At 58.1% G+C, this 20235-nt stretch carries 21 protein-coding genes; 6 read left to right on the plus strand and 15 right to left on the minus strand.

Annotated elements, in window-relative coordinates:
- Window positions 1-4: 4 nt before the first annotated feature.
- The 8 genes from DXD48_RS02370 to DXD48_RS02405 all read right to left on the minus strand — a co-directional run bounded on the left by DXD48_RS02370 (window position 5) and on the right by DXD48_RS02405 (window position 7511).
- The gene (locus tag DXD48_RS02370) at window positions 5-715 is read right to left on the minus strand and encodes a TetR/AcrR family transcriptional regulator (protein WP_117563829.1); all 711 of its coding nucleotides are present in this window, start codon (window positions 713-715) and stop codon (window positions 5-7) included.
- 121 nt (window positions 716-836) lie between these two features.
- The gene (locus tag DXD48_RS02375; protein ID WP_117563830.1) at window positions 837-1694 is read right to left on the minus strand and encodes an HAD-IIB family hydrolase; all 858 of its coding nucleotides are present in this window, start codon (window positions 1692-1694) and stop codon (window positions 837-839) included.
- A 115-nt stretch (window positions 1695-1809) separates the two neighbouring features.
- Window positions 1810-3072, minus strand: a complete 1263-nt coding sequence (locus tag DXD48_RS02380) for an MFS transporter (RefSeq protein WP_117563831.1) — start codon at window positions 3070-3072, stop codon at window positions 1810-1812.
- A gap of 100 nt (window positions 3073-3172) precedes the next feature.
- Window positions 3173-3835 carry a TetR/AcrR family transcriptional regulator gene (locus DXD48_RS02385; RefSeq protein ID WP_158548909.1) on the minus strand — a complete coding sequence of 221 codons (663 nt, stop codon included), beginning with the start codon at window positions 3833-3835 and terminating at the stop codon, window positions 3173-3175.
- A gap of 74 nt (window positions 3836-3909) precedes the next feature.
- A complete protein-coding gene (locus tag DXD48_RS02390; RefSeq protein ID WP_117563833.1) occupies window positions 3910-4248 on the minus strand; it encodes a P-II family nitrogen regulator in 339 nt (112 codons plus the stop codon).
- Window positions 4249-4455: 207 nt separating this feature from the next.
- On the minus strand, window positions 4456-5733 hold the full coding sequence (locus DXD48_RS02395; RefSeq protein ID WP_117563834.1) for an ammonium transporter: 1278 nt from the start codon (window positions 5731-5733) through the stop codon (window positions 4456-4458).
- A 197-nt stretch (window positions 5734-5930) separates the two neighbouring features.
- Window positions 5931-6950: a putative ABC transporter permease gene (locus DXD48_RS02400; RefSeq protein ID WP_233502303.1), complete on the minus strand. Its 1020-nt coding sequence runs from the start codon at window positions 6948-6950 to the stop codon at window positions 5931-5933.
- Window positions 6951-6953: 3 nt separating this feature from the next.
- Window positions 6954-7511 (minus strand): HD domain-containing protein, encoded by a 558-nt coding sequence (locus DXD48_RS02405; protein WP_117563835.1) that lies wholly within the window; start codon window positions 7509-7511, stop codon window positions 6954-6956.
- Between the two features lie 228 nt (window positions 7512-7739).
- On the opposite strand from DXD48_RS02405, the gene DXD48_RS02410 reads away from it, so the two are divergent.
- The 6 genes from DXD48_RS02410 (at window position 7740) to DXD48_RS02435 (ending at window position 14295) form a co-directional block, all read left to right on the plus strand.
- A complete protein-coding gene (locus tag DXD48_RS02410; protein WP_117563836.1) occupies window positions 7740-9521 on the plus strand; it encodes a 1-deoxy-D-xylulose-5-phosphate synthase in 1782 nt (593 codons plus the stop codon).
- A gap of 455 nt (window positions 9522-9976) precedes the next feature.
- Entirely contained in the window at window positions 9977-10969 is a 993-nt protein-coding gene (locus DXD48_RS02415) for a glutamate ABC transporter substrate-binding protein (protein ID WP_117563837.1), read from the plus strand.
- Between the two features lie 138 nt (window positions 10970-11107).
- Complete coding sequence (locus tag DXD48_RS02420; protein ID WP_117563838.1) at window positions 11108-11767, plus strand: amino acid ABC transporter permease; 660 nt, start codon at window positions 11108-11110, stop codon at window positions 11765-11767.
- Entirely contained in the window at window positions 11764-12597 is an 834-nt protein-coding gene (locus DXD48_RS02425) for an amino acid ABC transporter permease (RefSeq protein ID WP_117563839.1), read from the plus strand. Before DXD48_RS02420 ends, DXD48_RS02425 begins: the two co-directional genes overlap by 4 nt.
- A 36-nt stretch (window positions 12598-12633) precedes the next feature.
- Window positions 12634-13398, plus strand: coding sequence for an amino acid ABC transporter ATP-binding protein (locus DXD48_RS02430; protein ID WP_117563840.1), 765 nt, complete (start codon window positions 12634-12636; stop codon window positions 13396-13398).
- 87 nt (window positions 13399-13485) lie between these two features.
- The gene (locus DXD48_RS02435; protein WP_117563841.1) at window positions 13486-14295 is read left to right on the plus strand and encodes a gamma-glutamyl-gamma-aminobutyrate hydrolase family protein; all 810 of its coding nucleotides are present in this window, start codon (window positions 13486-13488) and stop codon (window positions 14293-14295) included.
- 110 nt (window positions 14296-14405) lie between these two features.
- Here the strand turns inward: DXD48_RS02435 and DXD48_RS02440 are convergent, their stop codons facing one another.
- The 7 genes from DXD48_RS02440 to DXD48_RS02470 all read right to left on the minus strand — a co-directional run bounded on the left by DXD48_RS02440 (window position 14406) and on the right by DXD48_RS02470 (window position 19835).
- Window positions 14406-15224, minus strand: a complete 819-nt coding sequence (locus DXD48_RS02440; protein WP_117563842.1) for a hypothetical protein — start codon at window positions 15222-15224, stop codon at window positions 14406-14408.
- On the minus strand, window positions 15208-16032 hold the full coding sequence (locus DXD48_RS02445) for a hypothetical protein (RefSeq protein ID WP_117563843.1): 825 nt from the start codon (window positions 16030-16032) through the stop codon (window positions 15208-15210). The genes DXD48_RS02440 and DXD48_RS02445 overlap by 17 nt, the downstream gene beginning before the upstream one ends.
- The gene (locus tag DXD48_RS02450; RefSeq protein WP_117563844.1) at window positions 16029-16790 is read right to left on the minus strand and encodes an ABC transporter ATP-binding protein; all 762 of its coding nucleotides are present in this window, start codon (window positions 16788-16790) and stop codon (window positions 16029-16031) included. Before DXD48_RS02450 ends, DXD48_RS02445 begins: the two co-directional genes overlap by 4 nt.
- Before the next feature lie 144 nt (window positions 16791-16934).
- Window positions 16935-17264, minus strand: coding sequence for a helix-turn-helix transcriptional regulator (locus tag DXD48_RS02455; RefSeq protein ID WP_117563845.1), 330 nt, complete (start codon window positions 17262-17264; stop codon window positions 16935-16937).
- A gap of 8 nt (window positions 17265-17272) precedes the next feature.
- Entirely contained in the window at window positions 17273-17812 is a 540-nt protein-coding gene (locus DXD48_RS02460; protein ID WP_147324130.1) for a hypothetical protein, read from the minus strand.
- 250 nt (window positions 17813-18062) lie between these two features.
- Window positions 18063-18419 (minus strand): Hpt domain-containing protein, encoded by a 357-nt coding sequence (locus DXD48_RS02465; RefSeq protein ID WP_199407877.1) that lies wholly within the window; start codon window positions 18417-18419, stop codon window positions 18063-18065.
- A 24-nt stretch (window positions 18420-18443) separates the two neighbouring features.
- Window positions 18444-19835, minus strand: a complete 1392-nt coding sequence (locus DXD48_RS02470; protein ID WP_117563847.1) for an HD domain-containing phosphohydrolase — start codon at window positions 19833-19835, stop codon at window positions 18444-18446.
- Window positions 19836-20235 lie beyond the last annotated feature (400 nt).

Consider the following 20235-nt stretch of genomic DNA (forward strand, 5'->3'; position numbering starts at 1 on the left):
CCTCTTAGTTGTTGGACTCGACGGTTGCGGCGGTGTCGGCCGCGTCCTCGAGCTGCAAGTTCAATAGCTTCATGCCGTATTCCGGCACGTTGATATCGATGGGTTGGCCATACAGGTCACCAGGACGAACAAAAGCGAGCACCGTCATAATGCGCGCCATGGCCTCGGGCGATTCGGAAAGGTCACGCTCAAACCAGCGCTGAATCATGCCGACCTCGGCACTCACGACGTAGGTGACGTAGTAGTCAAAGAACGTGCCCAGCGCCAGGCCCAAAATGCCCGTCTGCGCACGCGGCACCACAGCCTCACGCGCAGTGTCGATAATCCTTTTAATGAAGGCCTGGTCGCCGCCCGGCCCCAGCAGCGCACCGATTAAGTCGCGGTTGGCCGCAAGATAACGCAGCAGCTCAACCGAACCGGGCGCCGGCTCGAGCTCATCGATATTGTGATAGAGATCAGGCAGCTGAGCTGCGGTAATGAACTCAATGCGCTCACGGATCTCGGCCAGCAAGCCGTCCTCGATTTGATTGATAAAGTCGGGGATATCGCGGTAGTGCGAATAGAACGTGCGACGCGTAAGGCCAGCGCGCTCGGTGAGCGACGCGACATTAATGCGCGAAAGGTCGCCGCTTTCGGCAAGCTCGCTGGCAAGCGCCTGGCGAAGGGCACGCTGCGAGCGAAGGGACCGGCGATCGCATTTCTCGAGCTGGGACAAGCGTCCTCCTTGTTACTCAGCCTGTGCGCTATTGCACAGTGCGAGTATTATTGCACACCGTGTGTATCAACACGTAAAGGCAATATTTGGAATGTGACGAGGGGGCAGTCTCTTTGTCACATTATTCGATGACGGTGCGGGAGTTTTGCTTGCGCATGGTGGCGAGCATGTGTTTGGGGACGGCGTGGACCATGCAACTGCCGATAGTTGCGCTCGCGGCGGCCTTAGCTGCATCGCTAGCGTTTTTGGTCGCGTAGCTGTGGCGGAAGCGTTTGAGCATGGCGATATCGTTGCCGCCGTCGCCGTAGACCGCGACCTCGTCCTCGGCAATACCGTAGTAGCCCGCCAGCCATGCCACGCTCTCGCCCTTGTTGCACGCCACGTCCGTAATTTCGAACATCACCGGATCGAACGGCGCGTTGACCACGCGGTCCGAGCGCTCGGCCAGATACGCCTTAAGGTCGCACTCCAGCTCGGGCGAGGTCACGCGACAGTTGATCTTGCACACATCGTGGCGCAGGATGTCACCGATCGACTGGTCGAAGTACTGTTCCTCGTGGTACCCGCCACGCGCACGCATGCCGCGCATCACGATGCGCTTGATAGGGCTGTCTTTTTTAAAGCCCGCCTGGTGCATCTCGAACGATCCGCTCGAAAACATGCCGTCGGGCGTGGAGCAGTCAAAACAGATATCCGGAAACTCCTTGAGCAGCTCCTCGGTGATCTGCGGATCGATGGTCCAGGTCTTGAGCACCTCGCCATGACTGTCGCGCACGATGGAGCCGTTAGAGCAGCAGGCATCGAGCGCCAGCCCCGTAAAGCCATGCTCGCCGATCGGCAGCGTCGAGCGTCCGGTCGCGGGAACCACATGCAGGCCGGCCTCGGTCAGCTCGCGAATGGCACGGCGGATGGTCCCATCCGCCTCGTGCAGGGCGTTCAGCAGCGTTCCGTCTAAGTCACTCGCGAACATCTTGATCATGGGCGTGCCTCTCCTTCGTCTGCACGATATTGTAGACGAAGGAGAGGCATGCCCAAACAATGCCGTCCCGGCGCGGCGGGCCACTGCCTCCGCAAATTCACGGTGCCCCAGCACGTTAAGACAATCGCCGCAAGCGATTTTTCAGCCGATAAAACAGAGCCGTCGTCAACGTCAGCACCGCCAGCATGCCTGCGAATACAATCGCCGGTGTCCATCGATCATATGCAACCCCGTACGTCAATTGGCCGATAGGTGTTGCGCAGGAAAGGACCATGTAAACGACCGAAAGCACTTTTCCGCAGAGCTCAGCCGGCGCTACCCGCTGAACAAACGCGATGATTTCAACCGACGCAATGCTTGCCCACACCATGATCCATGCCGAACCAACCGCAAACACGGTGAACACGCATACATCTGCGCCGAACAGTAGCGTAACGATAATCGGTACGACTCCAAAACAGATCCTCGCAACATATCGACATATGCCATTGAGAGAAAAGCGATGCGGCCAAATGCTGACCAAGCCACTGCCAGTAAGACCACCCAAGCCCAGAGCAACCTCAACTATCCCAACGCAGGACGATTGCATGCCGAGATGCTTTGTAACAATAATGGGAGCGCCAATCGTTAGCCCAACCAACGCAAGGTTCAAAACGGCCGCAAGCAAAATCACAGCGACCAATGATGCATTTTGCAACAGATACCGAATCGACTCCCAAAAATCGTTTCGGTATGTCGTACGAGTCGCGCCGTCTCCCATCGTTTCAGATGAGGCATTTTGTTTGATTGCGACCCCAAACAAGAGAGCTGAAATCGCAAACGCCACCGACGCGGTTGCGCAAAGAGCATCGATGCCAAAGCACCCATAGACTGCCGTCCCGACCACAGGACCCGAGATATTGCTCACCATGGTCACCTGCGAAACCAATGCAGTGGCCCGCTCAACCTTCTTTTCACCCGCCATGTGCACCGTCTCAATTTGGAGCATTGGCTTTAGCAGCGATTGAACACCATATTGAACACAAAGTATCGCTACTACGACGACCGCAAGAGGCAACGAGCGCTTCATGGGGATAGACAGCAGCGATGCAGTCATCAGAGCAATGCCAAGGGCCACGAGGACCTCGCGATGTCTTCCCCTATCCGCCAAGATTCCGCCAACCGGAGTTGCGAGTACGCCGGGTATGAATGCCGTCGCCACGACGACGCCATATAACGTTGACGATCCACTGCAATCGAACAAGTAAAGTGGATACGCAAAGCACAGCGCCGACAGCATCGAATACGTGCACAGCTGCGCAACCAGAAGTTCCGCGAGCCTGATTGACCGCACTGTTTTTGATTTCAACGAGACGCCGACGTCTCTCAGCCCAGCCATAAGCCCACCCCCTATACATACCACTAGTATGTATTTAATGACTTGAAAAGGGCAGCCGTGGCTACCCTCACAAATCAATTACATACCGTTGGTATCTATATTACCACCCAGCGCGGTCCCATACGTCCCAAATCCGTGCCGTTGTCTGGAGCACTTCCTCGCCCAAATCGAGTCCCACCGCAGCGGCCATCTGCGCCAGACATTGTGCACGAGCGAGCATTCGCTCCTTGGGCTCGAGCGGACGGAACAGTGGCAGCAACCAGAGATTCGCCAGCAACGATACGGCCTCCGCCGCTTCGCGCGGGCATTCGCACGCAATGGAGCCGTCGGCGATGCCCTCCTCGATCACTGGCAAGAGACAGCCATCGGCTGACTCGTCAAACGAGCCCTGGTACTGCATCGCCAGTAGACGCGAGCTTTTTACCGGATCCGCCGCAGGATGCATGCGTGCCCATAGCTCAATTTGCGGAACAACGGACTCGGGCGCGTACAGCCGCCTGAGCTTTTGGGCTCCGGTCATATTACCGACGCCAAGCATCGAGCGGCGGTGCTCAACAATCGGAGTCATCGCCCGATCAAACGCGGCGTTGAAAATCTCTTCTTTGCTCTTGAAGTGATGATAGACAGCGCCCTTGGTCATGCCGTCGAGACGGTCAACGATATCTTGAATACTCGTCCCCTCATAACCCTGTGCGCAGAATAGCTCCAGTGCCGCGTCGAGAATCTTCGCGACCGTCTCCTCGGGATATTTATTGCGACCCATAATCCGCCCATCCGCAACGCAAGTCTTGTGCCTCATTGCAGCATTTTAACGTTGCGGATGGCAGGCGGTCGATCCTACACCGCGGCGGGGCCGTGTTCGCCGGTACGGATGCGGATAACTTCCTCGACCGGCTCAATCCAGATCTTGCCGTCTCCAACGGCGCCGGTACGGGCGGCGTTGCAGATGATGTCGACAATGCCGTCGACATGTTCATCGGCGCAGATGAGGGTGAACTGCACCTTAGGGATCGTGTTGACAAGCAACTCGTTGCCGCGCACGTATTCCTTCCAGCCATGCTGCGCGCCGCAGCCCTGCACCTGGTTGATAGTCATGCCGCGAACATCAGCAGCAAACACCGCGTCTTTAAGAACCTCAAGCTTTTCCTGGCGCACGATAGCCGTGATCTTTTTCATAATGAATTCCTCTCAAAAATCAACGTATCCCTTTACATGAGACGCGGGTTTCCCAGGTGCCGCAAACCAACCTCAGAAATCAAAAAGTTCAACTGACTGGTCTTAGCAGGTTTCCCAAGTGCCGCAAATTGCCGTGAAAGAGGAGCGAAGCGTACTTAAGTACGTGAGCGACGATTGAACGGCAAGGTGCGGTGCTTGGGGAAGCTGCTAATCGAGTCCGGAGAACGAAGGATAAGCGCTCTCGCCGTGCTGACTCGCATCCAAGCCCAGCGCCTCATCGGCCTCGTCCACGCGCAGGCTGCCGCGGAACAGCGCCTTGACCACCGCGGCAATCACCAAGTCGAGCACCAGCACAATAGCGACCGTCACCACAATGCCCAGGATTTGCGAGATGAGCAGCGACATGTCACCCGTGTAGAACAGGCCGCCCTTACCGGTCCACGAAAGCTCCGGCACGCAGAACAGGCCCGTGAGCACGCCGCCCAAGATGCCGCCGATACCATGGCAGCCAAACGCGTCGAGCGCATCGTCGTAGCCGAACTTGGTCTTGAGATGGCTGATGGCCAGGTAACAGACGGGAGAGACGATCAGGCCCATGACCAGCGCCGCCCACGGCTCGACAAAGCCCGCGCCCGGCGTGACCACCACAAGGCCCGCAACCAGACCGGTGCTGGCGCCCACCAGCGTGGGACGACCGGTGTGCACGCGCTCGACGGCAAGCCACGAGACCATGCCCGCCGCGCTGGCCGTCACGGTGTTGAGGATGGCGAGTGCCGCCACGGCGTCGGCCTTAAACTCGCTGCCGCCGTTAAAGCCAAACCAACCAAACCAAAGTAGACCGGCGCCCAGCGCCACAAACGGCACGTTATGCGGACGGTAGCTCACCATGCCAAAGCCGCGACGACGGCCGAGCATTAAGCAGAGAATCAGGCCCGTGAGACCAGACGAAATGTGTACCACGTCGCCGCCGGCAAAGTCGAGCGCGCCGATGATGTCGCCGATAAAGGAACCATCGCCGCCCCAAACCATGTGGGCGAGCGGCGCATAGACCACGAGCAGCCAAATGCCCAGGAAGGCCGTCATGGCACCAAACTTAACGCGGCCTGCCAGACTGCCCGTAACGATAGCGGCGGTGATCATGGCAAACGCCATCTGGAAGGCGATGTTGATGATCTGAGGGTAGACGGCACCGCCCGCGGCATTGCCCTCGGCCGCCTGCAGCACCTGGTTGAGCACCGGTAGGCACAGCAACTGGTCAAGGCCTCCAATAAACGGACTCGAGCCGTCGCCGCCGTAGGCCAGCGACCAGCCGGCAACAATCCACAGCACACCAACCAGGCCAATGGCGCCAAAGCACATAAGCATGGTGTTGATGACATTTTTGCGCCTAGACAGACCGCCATAGAAAAACGCCAGGCCCGGTGTCATTAAAAACACGAGCATGGTGCAGATGAGCATAAACGTTGTCGATCCCGTATCGTACATTCGTCCCCCTTGGTCGCATGAACGTTGTCGGCGCCCATAATGCGGCCGAGGGGCAACTGGTGTAGACCAGATACGGCGTTGTTAAACGCTGCGTTGTCGAATGGAAACGGTGCCGCAATCTTGGAAACGGCGCGGCAACGGGCGCGAAACGAACGGGAAATACGCGAGCAAGGAAGCCGTGAGCGCGCCCGCCCCGCCTAGCGCCGGAACAGCTCGCGAGCTCGGTCGCGGAGATCGGTGGCCCGGATGACGCCCTCGTAGCGATTGATGCGCAAGCGCGGAAAGGCATTGAAGAAGCGCAGGTCGCGACGACTGAGCGACACACTCGGCACCGGACGGCTCATGCGCTTGCCGGCAAGGCGACGACTGAGCGACGGACGCGGCATGCTCGGCGCGGCATCGGCAACGCGGCGGGCAGCAAGCGCCAGGCCGCGAGCACCATCCGAGATAAACGTCGGCATCGAAGCCTTCTCGCGCAGGGCATCGAGCGCCGCGTCGCCCAGCTCGGCCAGCCAAGCGTTAACGGCGCGACCGCGGATATGCGTCTGCGCCACCGAGTCGATCGCCGAATCGGGAATACGTTCGAGCATAGAGTCGGAGGCGTCGGCAAGCGACTCATTGATGCGGTCGGCAAGGTCGGCACGCACACGCTCAAGCTGATCGGACAGGCGGCGCCAGCTGGCCAACGAGCACACCGCATCGACCATCATCGCGACCGCGACGATAAAGGCGGACAGCCGCACAATCAGCACCGGCAGATGGCCAAGCAGCCCCAGCAATGCCGGCTCCACTAAACGGCAAATACACAACGCACCCAAGCCAAATGCGCAGGCCCAGTACAGGCAGATGCGTCCGTGCAGGTTAAACGGCAGATGCGAGTAATCCCAAAACCGGGCACCCGTCGTTTTTTCCAACAGCACGCCCACGCTATATTCGATCACGCTGCATACGAGCGCGGCAGCGACAAACTGGCTCGAGGCGTCTGGGATTCCACGCAGCAGCAACCAGCACGCGATGCCGCCCGCACCGTAGATGGGACAACACGGCCCTAGCAAAAAGCCGCTGTTGGCAAAGCGTCCGTGGTTGAGCATGGCGCAGACTGTCGACTCCCATACCCAGCCGCAAAAACCGTAGAAGGCAAACGAGAGTACCAGCGCCGAGAGCGGACAGGCGGCAAGCGTCGCGCCGTCAAATGCCATGTCGATCGCGGTTCCCACCGTCTACCCACTCCTCTTTTCGTTCGATTCTTTGCTCGAGCCGTCACTCGACCCCTCGTTCAAATCGTTCGCGCCGCCTTTGCGCGGCAGACGGCCGGCAATCGTCTCGCGCAGCGCGCACCATTTATCCGCCAGGCACACAATCCATGCCTCACGACACGTCGGCGGCACCGGTACCAGCGGAAACATATGCCGTACGATAATATTCCGCTCGCGCGGCGTCAGCTCAAAATCTTCCTCCGCACGCGCCAAGGCAAAAAACGGGTGGCGAAAGCCATGCAGCCGATGGCTTGGGTCGGGATCGTGCCAGTCATAGAGAAAGTAATCGTGCAGCAGGGCCCCGCGCAGCAGCGATAAGCGGTCGACGGAGATACCGACGCGGCCCAGGCGCTCGGCAAAGGACAGACTTGCCCGCGCCACCGAGGTCACATGTGCATAAACCGTCACATCGCCATGTTGGATAAACTCATGCATCAGGTCCAAGCGGCCCGCCTGGGCAAGCTGACGGGCGGCATCGTCGACCTCGCGCGCGATTTTCTCGGCACGAACGGTATCGGACATGCGGCCTCCTTCCGGCGGCGCTCGGCGGCAAGCCGCAGCCTGCACGCAATGAATAAAATCATCATGGAACTTATCAGTATGGCATCGGACAAAACGTTTTGCCCCACCAGTTGGCGAATTACCGCGCCGCCGTCACATATCAAACGCCAAAATGTGCGAGACTGTCTTGTGCAATTGTGCCGGCCGAGGGAGTGCCGGCGCACGATTCGCATGGAGTAACCCACAACGATGCTGCTTACGCAAACGACAACGCCCGAGGACGTCAAGGCTCTCGATCGCGCCGAGCTTCCGCTGCTCTGCGGCGAGATCCGCCACGCCATCCTCGAAAGCTCCGCCGCCGTCGGCGGGCACGTTGCCCCCAACCTGGGCGTCGTTGAGCTTACGGTTGCGCTTCATCGCGTGTTTAACTCCCCCACCGACAAAATTGTCTTTGACGTATCGCACCAGACCTATGCCCACAAGGCGCTGACTGGGCGCGCGTACACTTATATCGACCCGGCACGCTACGGCGAGGCCTCTGGCTTTGCCAATCCCGACGAGTCCGAACACGACCTGTTCGCCATGGGCCACACCTCTACATCGGTGAGCCTGGGCTGCGGCTTGGCGCACGCTCGTGACCTGGCGGGCGATGCGTACAACGTCATCACCATCATTGGCGACGGTTCGCTTTCGGGCGGTCTGGCGTTTGAGGGCTTCAACAATGCCGCCGAGCTCGACAGCAACTTGATCATCGTCGTCAATGACAACGACCAGTCCATTGCCGAGAACCACGGTGGCCTGTATCGCAATCTGGCCGAGCTGCGCGCCAGCAACGGCACCTGCAGGCGCAACGTTTTCCGCGCGATGGGGCTCGACTACCGCTATTTAGACGCCGGCAACGATGTGTTGGCCCTCGTCGACGCGCTGCAGGAGCTGCGCGATATCGATCACCCCATCGTGCTGCACGTCTCGACCGCCAAGGGCAAGGGCTTTGAGCCAGCCCAGAGCGACCCCGAGCGCTGGCATCATGTAGGTCCGTTTGACATGGCGACTGGGCGCAAGCTCTGCCCGGGCCATCCGAGCGAGCCTGCGCCGCGCACCTATGCCGACATTACGGGCGAGGCCCTGAGCGCTGCCATAGAGCGCGATCCGCAGGTTGTGGGCATCACGGCCGCAACGCCCTACATCATGGGCTTTACGCCCGAGCTTCGCGCCGCGGCAGGCAAGCAGTTTGTTGACGTGGGCATTGCCGAGGAGCACGCCGTGACCTTTGCCACCGCGCTTGCGCGCTCGGGCGCCAAGCCAGTCTTTGGTGTGTACGGCACGTTTTTGCAGCGCGCCTACGACGAGCTGTGGCACGACCTGTGCCTCAACGACGCCCCCGCAACCATCCTGGTATTTGGCGCGTCGATCTTTGGCACCACATCCGAGACGCATCTCTCGTTCTTTGATATTTCCATGCTGGGCGGTCTTCCCAACATGCGCTACCTGGCGCCGGCCTGCATGGAGGAATATCTATCCATGCTGAGCTGGTCGCTCGACCATCGCGAGCATCCTGTGGCGATTCGCGTGCCCGGCATTGGCCTGGTAAGCCGCCCCGACTTGGCGCCTGCCGAGGACGCCGATTACGGTGTCGCGCGCTACAACGTGGTGCGCCAGGGCCGCGACGTGGCCGTGCTCGCGCTTGGCGACTTCTTTGAGCTGGGCGAGCACGTGGCAAATCGCTTGGCTGCCGAGTACGGCATCGAGGCCACGCTCGTCAACCCTCGCTTTGCAACCAAGCTTGACCGCGAGTTCCTCGACAGCCTTGCCGCCGAGCATCGCGTTGTCGTCACCCTCGAGGACGGCATCTTGGACGGTGGCTGGGGCGAGCGTGTCGCGTGCTACTTGGCCTGCACGCCCGTGCGCACGCGCACTTTTGGCATCGCCAAGGGCTTCCCCGACCGCTACGACCCCAACGAGTTGCTCGCTCAGAACGGCATGACGGTCGAGAACATGGCCGCCGAGGCCGTAAGGCTACTCAACGAGTAAAAAACCTCCGCAAGGGAAGCACCCCTGCGGAAGTTTTTATTTTTGAGCTCAACTATCTCAATCTGTAACATCTAGGGCCCGAATTCCCGTCTAACTGTTACAGATCTATACAAGACGTCTTAGTCCCTGACCTTTGTCTCAATCTGTAACAGATAGAGACCTTCTGGCCGTCTACCTGTTACAGATCGAGACATTCGAATCCCCCTGAAGAGAAAATCTCAATCTGTAACAGTTACTCGGCAAAAATGGCTGCAGATGTTACAGATCGAGACAAAACAGCAAGGCATGCCGCTGCATCGGCCAGAACCACCACAAAGGTGCCTGTCCCTCTTTGATAGGTAGAATAACCCATAAGGTAAGTATGTTTCTGAGTTATTTCGTGTTGACCCATTTGAGTGGGATAGGGTATAACTCTACTCAACCGCTAGGGATTTTATTGAGAAAGGTGTTCTACCATGAGCAAGAACCTCTCCCAGCAGGTCGTTCTCGACCGCCGCGGCTTCGTCGCCGCCACCTTCGCAACCGTCGCCGGCCTTGGTCTTGCCGGCTGCTCCGACACCAGCACCGAGGCCGACAAGGGTTCCGCCGGTTCCTCCAAGAGCTCCGAGGATACCGAGGTTTCCGCCACGCTCGACGCCAAGGCATTCGACAAGCTCGTCAACGACGGCCCCAAGGCCGATGACGACGCCATCGCCGCCAGCACCTGGGCTACGGCCGTCAAGGATGCCGGCGTCTTTACGATTGGTGGCGTCCAGACCTCCACGCTCTTCTCCCTCCTCAACGAGAAGGACGGTCAGACCCGCGGCTTCGACGCCGGTATCGCACAGCTCCTGTCCAACTACATTCTGGGCGAGAACAAGGTCGAGATCACCCAGGTGACCTCGGACACGCGCGAGTCCGTCCTGCAGAACGGCCAGGTCGACGCTGTCTTTGCCACCTACACCATCACTGACGAGCGCAAGAAGCTCGTCTCCTTTGCCGGTCCCTACTACTACACCCAGCAGGCTATCCTGGTGCTCGCCGACAACGACGACATCAAGAGCGTCGACGACCTGGCCGACAAGAACGTCGCCGTCCAGTCCGGCTCCAACGGCCCCGCCATCTTGGAGGAGTTCGCTCCCAAGGCCAGCCAGCAGGAGTTCAAGACCGACGAGGAGGCCCGCCAGGCACTCCAGCAGGGCCGCGTTGACGCCTACGTCATCGATAACAACATGCAGCAGAGCGCCCTGGTCCGCGAACCCGGTAAGTACAAGATCGCCGGCAAGTCCTTCGGCAGCAAAGAGCCCTACGGCATCGGCCTGCCGCTCGATTCCGACGGCGTCGCCTTTGTCAACGACTTCCTTAAGAAGATCGAGGACGACGGCACCTGGACCGAGCTGTGGCAGATCTGCATCGGCGACCGTACGGGCGACACCAATGTTCCCGAGCTGCCCGAGATCGGCGCCTAGGCAGCGAACCTAGTAACGGCCGCTACGAAACCATATGGAAACGCGCGATGCGCTTTATTGCGCTAAACTGTTTCCTCACTGAGTTGTCGGGGCTTCCGTACACACGGGAGCCCCTTTCCTTACCGGCGGGAGGTCCGCATGAGTCTCTCCGAGCTCTGGTCGCTCTATGGCCAGAACTATATCGACGCGTTGCTAGCAACCTGGGGTATGACGCTCGAGTCGTTTGCCATCGCCATGGTACTGGCTGTCGCTGTCACCGTGATGCGCGTGTCGCCGCTCAAGCCGCTGCGCGTCTTTGGCGACCTGTATGTCCAGGTCTTCCGTAACATCCCCGGCATCGCGCTACTCATCATCGTCGTCTATGCGCTGCCGTCGCTCAAGGTCGTCCTGCCCTACCGCACCTGCGTCATCGTCGCCACAGTGCTCTTGGGTTCTGCCTTTGGCTCCGAGAACTTTATGAGCGGCATCAACACCGTCGGTGTCGGTCAGGTGGAAGCCGCCCGCTCGCTGGGCATGAGCTTCAGCCGTATCCTCGCCAAGATCGTGATTCCGCAGGCGCTGCGCTCGAGCGTGCTGCCCATGACCAACCTCTTTATCGCCGTCATGCTCACCACCGCGCTCGGCAGTCAGGTGCCGCTTAAACCGCAGGAGCTCACCGGCGTGGTGAGCTACATCAACACGCGCTCGCTCGGCGGCGTCGCCGCGTTCTTTATCTCGGCGCTCGGCTACCTGGGCACGGCCTTTGTGGTGAGCCACATTGGCAACTATATCGATAAGAAGGTGAGGATCCTCCGATGAGCAAGCACTCCACCTCCGCGCTCACCATGCGCGATGCGCTCTACGAGGCTCCCGGCCCCAAGATGCGCGCCAAGATTCGCGTCGGCACCGCCATCTCACTTGTTGCCGTGGCCGCGCTCATCGCTCTGGTACTGCAGCGCTTTTATGTGACCGGCCAGCTTTCGGTCCATTACTGGTACTTCTTTACGCACCTCACCACCTGGAAGTTCCTGCTTGCCGGTTTTGAGGGCACGGTAAAGGTCGCGCTCACCGCCGGCGCCATCGCGCTGGTACTGGGCTTAGCCCTCATGCTCGGCCGTACCAGCGACATCAAGCCGCTGCAGCTGGTCTGCCACGTGCTCACCGATTTCTTCCGTGGCGTGCCGAGCCTGCTGTTCATCTACTTCTTCTTTTTGGTGCTGCCTCAGTACAAGATTTCACTGCCGTCGTTTTGGATGCTCACGCTTCCCGTCGCGCTCGCTGCAGCCGGCGTACTTGCCGAGATCTTCCGCGCCGGCGTCAACGCCGTGCCGCGTGGTCAGGTCGAGGCAGCCCAAGCGCTCGGTCTCTCCAAGGCCAAAATCACCTTTAAAATCGTATTGCCCCAGGCGATTCGGTTTATCATTCCGTCGTTGATTTCGCAGCTCGTGGTCGTAGTCAAAGACACCACCGTCGCCTACGTGGTGAGCTACCCCGACCTCATGCAAAATGCCCGCGTGCTCATCACCAACTACGACGCGCTCGTATCAGTCTATCTGGTGATCGCGGTCATCTACATCCTCATCAACGTCGCGATCAACAAGGCCGCTGTCTACGTTTCGCACAAGACCGGCGCGACCATCATCCGCTAACGCTTTACCATTTCGAGTCATAAGGAGCCGAGCACCATGGCACAGAGCACCTCATCCACCGGCAATCAGCCGTTGATCGAGCTCAGGCACGTCGATAAGCACTACGGCGATCTGCACGTCCTCAACGACATCAATCTCTCGGTCGACCGCGGCGAAGTCGTCGTTGTGATTGGCCCCTCGGGCTCGGGCAAGTCGACCATGTGCCGCACCATCAACCGCTTGGAGACCGTCGACTCGGGCGAGATTCTCATCGAGGGCGAGCCCCTGCCGCAGGAAGGCAAGGATCTTGCCCGCATGCGCGCCGAGCTGGGCATGGTGTTTCAGCAGTTCAACCTATTCGCACATATGACGGTGCTGCAGAACGTCATGCTGGGACCGGTCGACGTGCTGGGCGTCTCCAAGGACGAGGCCCGCGAGCGCGCCATGGACCTGCTGAGCCGCGTAGGCGTTGCCGAGCAGGCCGATAAGGTGCCCGCACAGCTCTCGGGCGGCCAGCAGCAGCGCGTGGCCATCGCCCGTTCTCTTGCCATGCAGCCCAAGGCCATGCTCTTCGATGAGCCCACGAGTGCCCTTGACCCCGAGATGATTAACGAGGTGCTCGAGGTCATGGTGCGCTTGGCGCAGCAGGGCATGACGATGATCGTCATTACGCACGAGATGAACTTTGCCCGCCGCGTGGCCGACCGTGTCGTGTTTATGGCCGATGGCCAGATCGTGGAAACCGGCACGCCCGACGGGTTCTTCGACCACCCCCAGACCAAGCGCGCCCAGGACTTCCTCAACTCCATTAAGGGCCACTAGCCAGCCACCCCGTGGGACAAATCCATTGAAAGTGTTGTCCTACGTCTCTCATGCGCCCTGTCACCTTTAGATTCGAAAGCAACACCTATGATCGGAACTCGCACTTCATCGTCATACACCCCGCACGTCGACGTCGATCCCGCCGACCGCCCGCTCATCCTCGTCGCGCCGCGTTGGGAAGAGGCAAAGCCGTTTTTAAGCGAGACGCTCTCCCCCAACGAGGAAATCGCAAGTGTCTTTGTCGATGCCATCCTTGCCGCCGGCGGCCTGCCGCTGCAGATGTCCATCACCGAGGACATTGAGGTCATCCGTCATTACGTCGACATCGCCGACGGCATCGCCATTCCCGGCGGCCCCGATGTCAATCCCAAACGTTGGGGCGATGATCGACCCTACGACCCCACCCTCTGCTGCGAAATCCGCGATAGTTTTGAGTTTAAGCTGGTCGACGAGGTACTCCGCGCCAAAAAGCCGCTCTTTACCACCTGCCGCGGCACGCAGCTGCTCAACGTCGCCACCGGCGGCACCCTGTGCATGGACGTGCCGAGCCTGGGCGCGCGCGAGGGCCGCACGCAGTGGCGCCATACCCACGTGCTCAACGACCCTGTGCATCCTGTCGAGGTCGTGCCGGGCTCGCTGCTGGAGCGCGCGGTTGGCGGGCACAGGCTGATCCAGACCAACTCCGCACACCACTGCTGCGTCGATCGTCTGGGTAAAAGCACGCGCTTGGTCGCCAAGGCAACCGACGGCGTGCCCGAGTGCATCGAAGTCGAAGGCCAGCCGTTCTGCCTGGGCGTGCAATGGCACCCTGAGTACACGTGGAAGACGCTCGAGACCGACTTTGACCTGTGGAAGTCGTTTGTCGAGGCAGCGGCCAAGGTTAAGCGGGCTCGCTAGCTCGCGAATCACACAGGCTTAAACCTTCCATGCCAGGGGGGGCGGACACCAGCCACGGTGCCCGCCCCCCTGTATTTGATACGCTCGGTATGTTTATCCCTCACAAACAATCAAAGAAATCTCGACCACAATCGGTCGACCGTAAAGCAGATGGCAAAAACGCTTGCTACGTTTATGAGGCAGTCAATTAAAATCGAAACGCATTGACCGTCCCCCAACGGGGTCACGCCGCAAATCCACATGAGCATCGAGGCTGGAAGCGGAAGCATGGAATTGGCCCCGATCTGTATGTAGATCGCTACAACGTTGACAAGCAACAGCATGCCAATCGGACCGAAGCCGGACCCAAAATAGGAAACAACGATTACGCAAGAAACCACGTATGCAAGGCAGGCGGCGGCAGCAAGAACAAGTCGATAGCAAAATACATGCAGGTTGAAATACTGCTGAGCATCCAAAACGATCGCGCAGTTAAGACAGTACAAAACGACACTCGTCAGGATAAACGCGCCCAAAAGGGCGAAAGAAGACAGCATCGCTCGCGCAACGATAGCGCACACACGCTTCCCTCCCCGGGCCTCCGACAGCCCCCACGGTTCCTCGACAAAGCCCGAACTGACAAAGCGCGGCACAATACAAGCAGCAATGAACGGAAAGAACAATGCATGAGCCAACGGGGCTACGTTGAACAGCAGACCGCGAAAAACCTCTGCATTACCAAATAGAAGGACATCCTCCGCCGATAGCGGAAGCGTCGGGTCTGGGAAAAAGCCCAAGAAACTGTTCTCACGGAGGCTACAGAACCACATCGGGAAAGAATTAAGCTGCAATATCACCATGTACGCATAAATTACCAGGATTAAGGCGTACGCCCATTTGCTCACATGCTTCAATTCTGACTGGAGAAGTCTTTTAATCTGACGAGCCATTGAGCACACCCCCAGCGCGAAAGCTCAAGAGAGCGTAAATCAATACCGATAGACAGCTGGCTGCCACGCCATATCCCAGAAGCGTCAGCTGCCCCATATCGCTATACCCAAGGGCACATCCGACTCCAAGGTACGGCCCCGGAAGGAAGAAGATCCATCGCAAGGATGGTATAGGTGCCTGAAGGAAGGCTCCGTAGAGCGTCAAGCTCATGACAAATCCGACTATCACCACGGCCCCGCTCAATACAGCGCTGCCCGTTATCCGATAGATGGTCACCGTCTCCAGCGCAACCGATATCACCAATACGGCGTTGACTATCATTGCAGGCAAAAATACAGTTAGTATGTTGTGCGAGTAGTTATGCCCTCCACGTATTATGGCTATTGCAAAAAGAAGAAGGCAAAGCGCACTATACGCTGCGCCAATTATTAAAGCAGACGAAAATGCATGGGCTAGAGCCCCATAAAAGCGGTTGAGACCTCTTGCCGAAGAAATTCGGTGCCCCTCTTTATAGCCATGCTCCTGTAAAAGCACCAAACAAACGATGAGTGGAACGAACAGGGATGTACCGGCAAAAGCGCTGCGCACAAGGGACTCATCGGGTGCAGAAGGATCGATTACATTCCAGATGAAACCAATATCCTCCCCAAAAACGCTATTGCCACAGGCGAGCAACGTTGTTCCGTTTTTTAGAAAGATGCCGAAGAGAAGGCCGAACGCCAGCATAAGCGCAAGACCAAACTTCGCCGGAAATATCCTGTGCAAACGCATCATATCTGCCTTTATGGGATGGATCGCCCGCTTCATAGCGAGACCACCTTCACCAAGCGCCTGTAATACTCTTTTAGGGACGACGCCTCATCCCTTATGACGTCCATCGATTCCTTTTTTATCAGTTCGCCGTCATGAATAAACAGGCAGCTTGTTGCAACCGATGCCAACTCATCCAAATCATGGCTAGAGATGAGCATGGTCTTACCCTGCTCTCGATTCAATCGACCGATAAGGGCCCATATACTCTCGATGCCCAACGGATCCAATCCATTTGCCGGCTCATCGAAAATTAGTACGTCGGTGTCGCCCAACAAAGCCGTAGCTATATCCAGTCGCCGTTTCATTCCCAGAGAAAAACTGCTCACGCTCTTTTTCTCATCGGCATCCAGTCCAACTAGGCTCAAAACGCGAGGAATCTCACAATTCTCATCAAGCCCCCATTCCGCACATCGAATCCGAAGATTTTCAGCCGCGCTGAGGGATTGGTATGCTCCGCTGGAATCTGGCACATAGCCGACACGCGTCCGCATCAGGCTCAGCTCTTTTTTCGACTTGCCTCCAAAGAGTTCCACGCTCCCCGACGATGGCTCGCAGAGGCCCAGCACTATTTTAATAAGCGTGCTTTTGCCCGCCCCGTTTGCACCAACAAGGGCGCAAAGCTCAGATTGATTCACCTCAAAGGAAACGTCATGCAACACACGCCGTTTTCCATAGCGCTTTGACACCTTTGATAGCTTTATCGCTGATGCGTTCATTGGCCTCCCGTTCCGCTTGATAGCAAAACCGCTCATATCGTTCCTTCTTCCCTTTATCGTTTTTCATTGTTGTTATTGTTTTTCGATAACTACTATTTGTCAAGATAATCTAAAAGAAAGAACCCGTGTTAGACACGGGTCCCTTCACGCTGATATTTCGTTTTAGTTGTTCGCCTTAAGCTACTCGTCGCTCAAATCGACAGCGAAGACTGATGTCGGAAGCGATGCCTCATTGCCTCCGCCATCCCGCATCTGCCTAACGGCATTTTTCGCGCGCTCGACAATAAGCTCCTCAAGCTCCCTCTCGCTCACGCGCTGAATAATATCTCCCGGTTGACAATCAAGCTCATCACAGATTTCGAGAAGCGTCTTAAGGCGAATAGCTTTTATTTTTCCGTTTCTTAGCTTTGAAATATTAGCCGGAGTATGCCCCGTCGCCCGAATCAGATCAGCGCTGGTCTTTCCGGTCTTAAGCAGCTGCGTCTCAAGCTCGATGATGAGATAGCTCATGTTTCCTCCTACACAAGCTCGTCAGACTGCTCTTGGAGCAGCGAGGCATAACTCCAGATCGCCGAGATAAACAGACAGACAACTGCGCCGATAACCGACCCCGCATCAAAGGTAGCGCCTTGGCAAATCTCAATAACGAAGGAATGAGGCACGATGTAAAGCTCCAGTCCGCCAATGGTGAGATTGACCGATTCATAGGCACCAACAAACGAAACCACGGCGTTAACAGCAAAGGCAAGCGCGAGAACACGGATAAGCCGCACATGCGCCTTGGTAAAGGGCGAGACGCCCCGAGAGATGTTATGGCTGATTCCGCACAAAACGACAAGCGAAACGCCCACGACGAGTGCCAGGCACAGCCCGCTTGGGATAACGATGCTCCCGCCATCGAGAAGCGTCACGACACCGAAAGAATCGACAGAAACAACGTTTGCAACCGCATACCAGATCACGTAAACAACCAACGCGGCAAAAGCGATGAGCATCCCTGCAAAAACGGTTGCCATGCAAAAACCAAGCTTCCTGATATTTTCGCCCGCCTTGGCCATACGCTGAACGCTGTTGGACATACACTCACCCTCATCGACTCTATCGTTATTCGAACAGTTTATCGAACAACGATATGGATTGCATGCGGAAAGCCCCGCCAGTGCGCATAGCCCATTCACTAATCAGAAGGGGTGAGAGTGGATTTTGGACACGTATCGAACGAGAGTGGATAATCTCCCACTTTGAGGCCGCCACCGGGCCTAAAACGGGAGATTATCCACGCTCATAGTCATCAAGGCTCACAGCCTCTTACTCGGCCGCCTCGCGCAAGGCCGACATCGTTGCCGCATATTGCTGCTGCAGCGCATGCATTCCCTCGCGAGCGCCGTCAACGGCATCGGCGCCGCGCAGCGCTTCGGTCACCACAACCGCCGGCTCGTACAGATTATCGAATCCCAGGTTCTGGCTCACGCCCTTGAGCGTGTGCGCTGCCATAAACGCACCTTCGGCGTCTCCTGCCGCCATGGCGGCCTCCAGCTTGCCCATGCTCTCGTCATCCAAAAACTTGAGGGCAAAGCGGGCAAGCATTTCCCCGCCCATCAGCCGAGCGCACGCGTCGTCATAATTAGCGCCGATCTTCTCATACGCCTCACGCATGGAAATCATGGATTAAAAACTCCTTTGGTCAAACTAAATCGTGGGAAACGCGACGACGTCGGCGGGGCGTGCCAACGTCTCGGCAATTTGGTCTTGCACCTCGAGCAGGCAATCGAGCAGCAGCGGGTTAAAGGTGCCGCACTTACCGTCCAGGATCATCTGGATCGCCTCCTCGTGCGGGATAGCGTCCTTGTACACGCGCACGCTCGTCAGTGCATCGTACACGTCAGCCACCGAAACCACCTGCGCGGCGATGGGAATTTCGTCGCCCTTAAGGCCATCGGGATAACCCTTGCCGTCCCAGCGCTCGTGATGCCAACGCGCAATCTGGTACGCATATTCCATAAGCGCATTGCCGGCGTGATGGCTGCCCAGCTCGAGCAGCATGTTGGCGCCAATCGTGGTATGCGTCTTCATAATCTCGAATTCCTCGGGCGTGAGGCGCCCGGGCTTGTTGAGGATCGCATCGTCAATCGACATCTTGCCGATATCGTGCAGCGCCGAAGCCAGGGCGATCGTGGAGCGTTCCTCATTGTCGAGGGAGATCGTGCCGCTACGCTGGACCAGATAGCCAAGCAGCAGCTCGGTCAGCTTTTCGATGTTCGTAACGTGCCTACCGCTCTCGCCGTTGCGAAGCTCCATGACGCCGGCCATGATGTCGATGAGCATGCGACTGTTCTTGACGCGCTCGTTGTACTGTTGGGACAGCAGGTTCGTCAGGCGGCGCTGTTTGGCGTACAGGCGGATGGTGTTGCTTACGCGGCGGCGCACGACACGGGAGTCAAACGGGCGGTTGATATAGTCTGAGGCGCCCAGCTCGTACGCGCGCAGAACCGCATCATCGGAATCTTCGCTCGAAATCATGATGACAGGCAGATTATCGATACCCGATCGGCGCGACAGATCGGCCAGCACCTCAAAGCCGCTTATGCCCGGCATCACAATGTCCAGCAGCACGAGCGACAACTCATCGCCATAGCGGTCGACCATGTCGAGCGCCACACGACCGTTATCGGCCTCGAGGATGCAATGCTCGTCCTTGAGCATCTCGCTGAGAATGGCTCGGTTCATCTCGGAGTCATCGGCGATAAGCACCAAAGGCTTTTCGCTTTGGAAGGCCTCGATGGAATCGGCATCGGTCACGACCGTACCGGCTTTTGCCTTAGCGCGGCTCAGTAACTGAGCAGCGCGGCCAACGCCCTCATCGACCGTCTCGCCATGAATGCGAACGCCACCAACACATGCCGTCAAGCTCACGTACTCATGGCCCGGAATAATCGTGGAATGAACGGCATCGGACACCTGATGCAGGCGACGGGTGAAGTCATCGGAGGGAATATTGGGCATGACAACCACAAACTTGTCGCAGCCATAGCGCACAAGCTCGTCAGTCGAACGGATTCCGCTGCGTATGGCTGTCGCCACAGCACCGAGCGCAAGGTCGCCGGCATGACGGCCACACGTATCGTTGAAGGCCTAAAATCATCAACGTCGATCATCGCAACGCCGGCATTCATGCGGGCGCTGCGAAGCTTTTCCTCGTAATATCGGCGATTGCGCACGCTCGTCAGCACGTCGGTGTAGACAAGGTCCTCTTCCGCGGCCTCTTGCTCATCAATCGGACGCACCATCAGCAAGACGTGAGGCTCGCCCTCGACCTTCAGAGGGCGTAGACGGGCGCGGTACTCAGTGCCATCATTGAGCAGTTGCTCCGACACCTCATCGGAGTCTGCCAAAGCCTCAAGACTCGACTGACGCAGACAAGGGCAGCGATCGCCGGCGAGCAAGCAGTTAGGCTCACTCTTAATCTGATCGGCCGACAGTA

It is taken from the genome of Collinsella sp. TM05-37 (genome assembly GCF_003436455.1).
GTDB lineage: Bacteria > Actinomycetota > Coriobacteriia > Coriobacteriales > Coriobacteriaceae > Collinsella.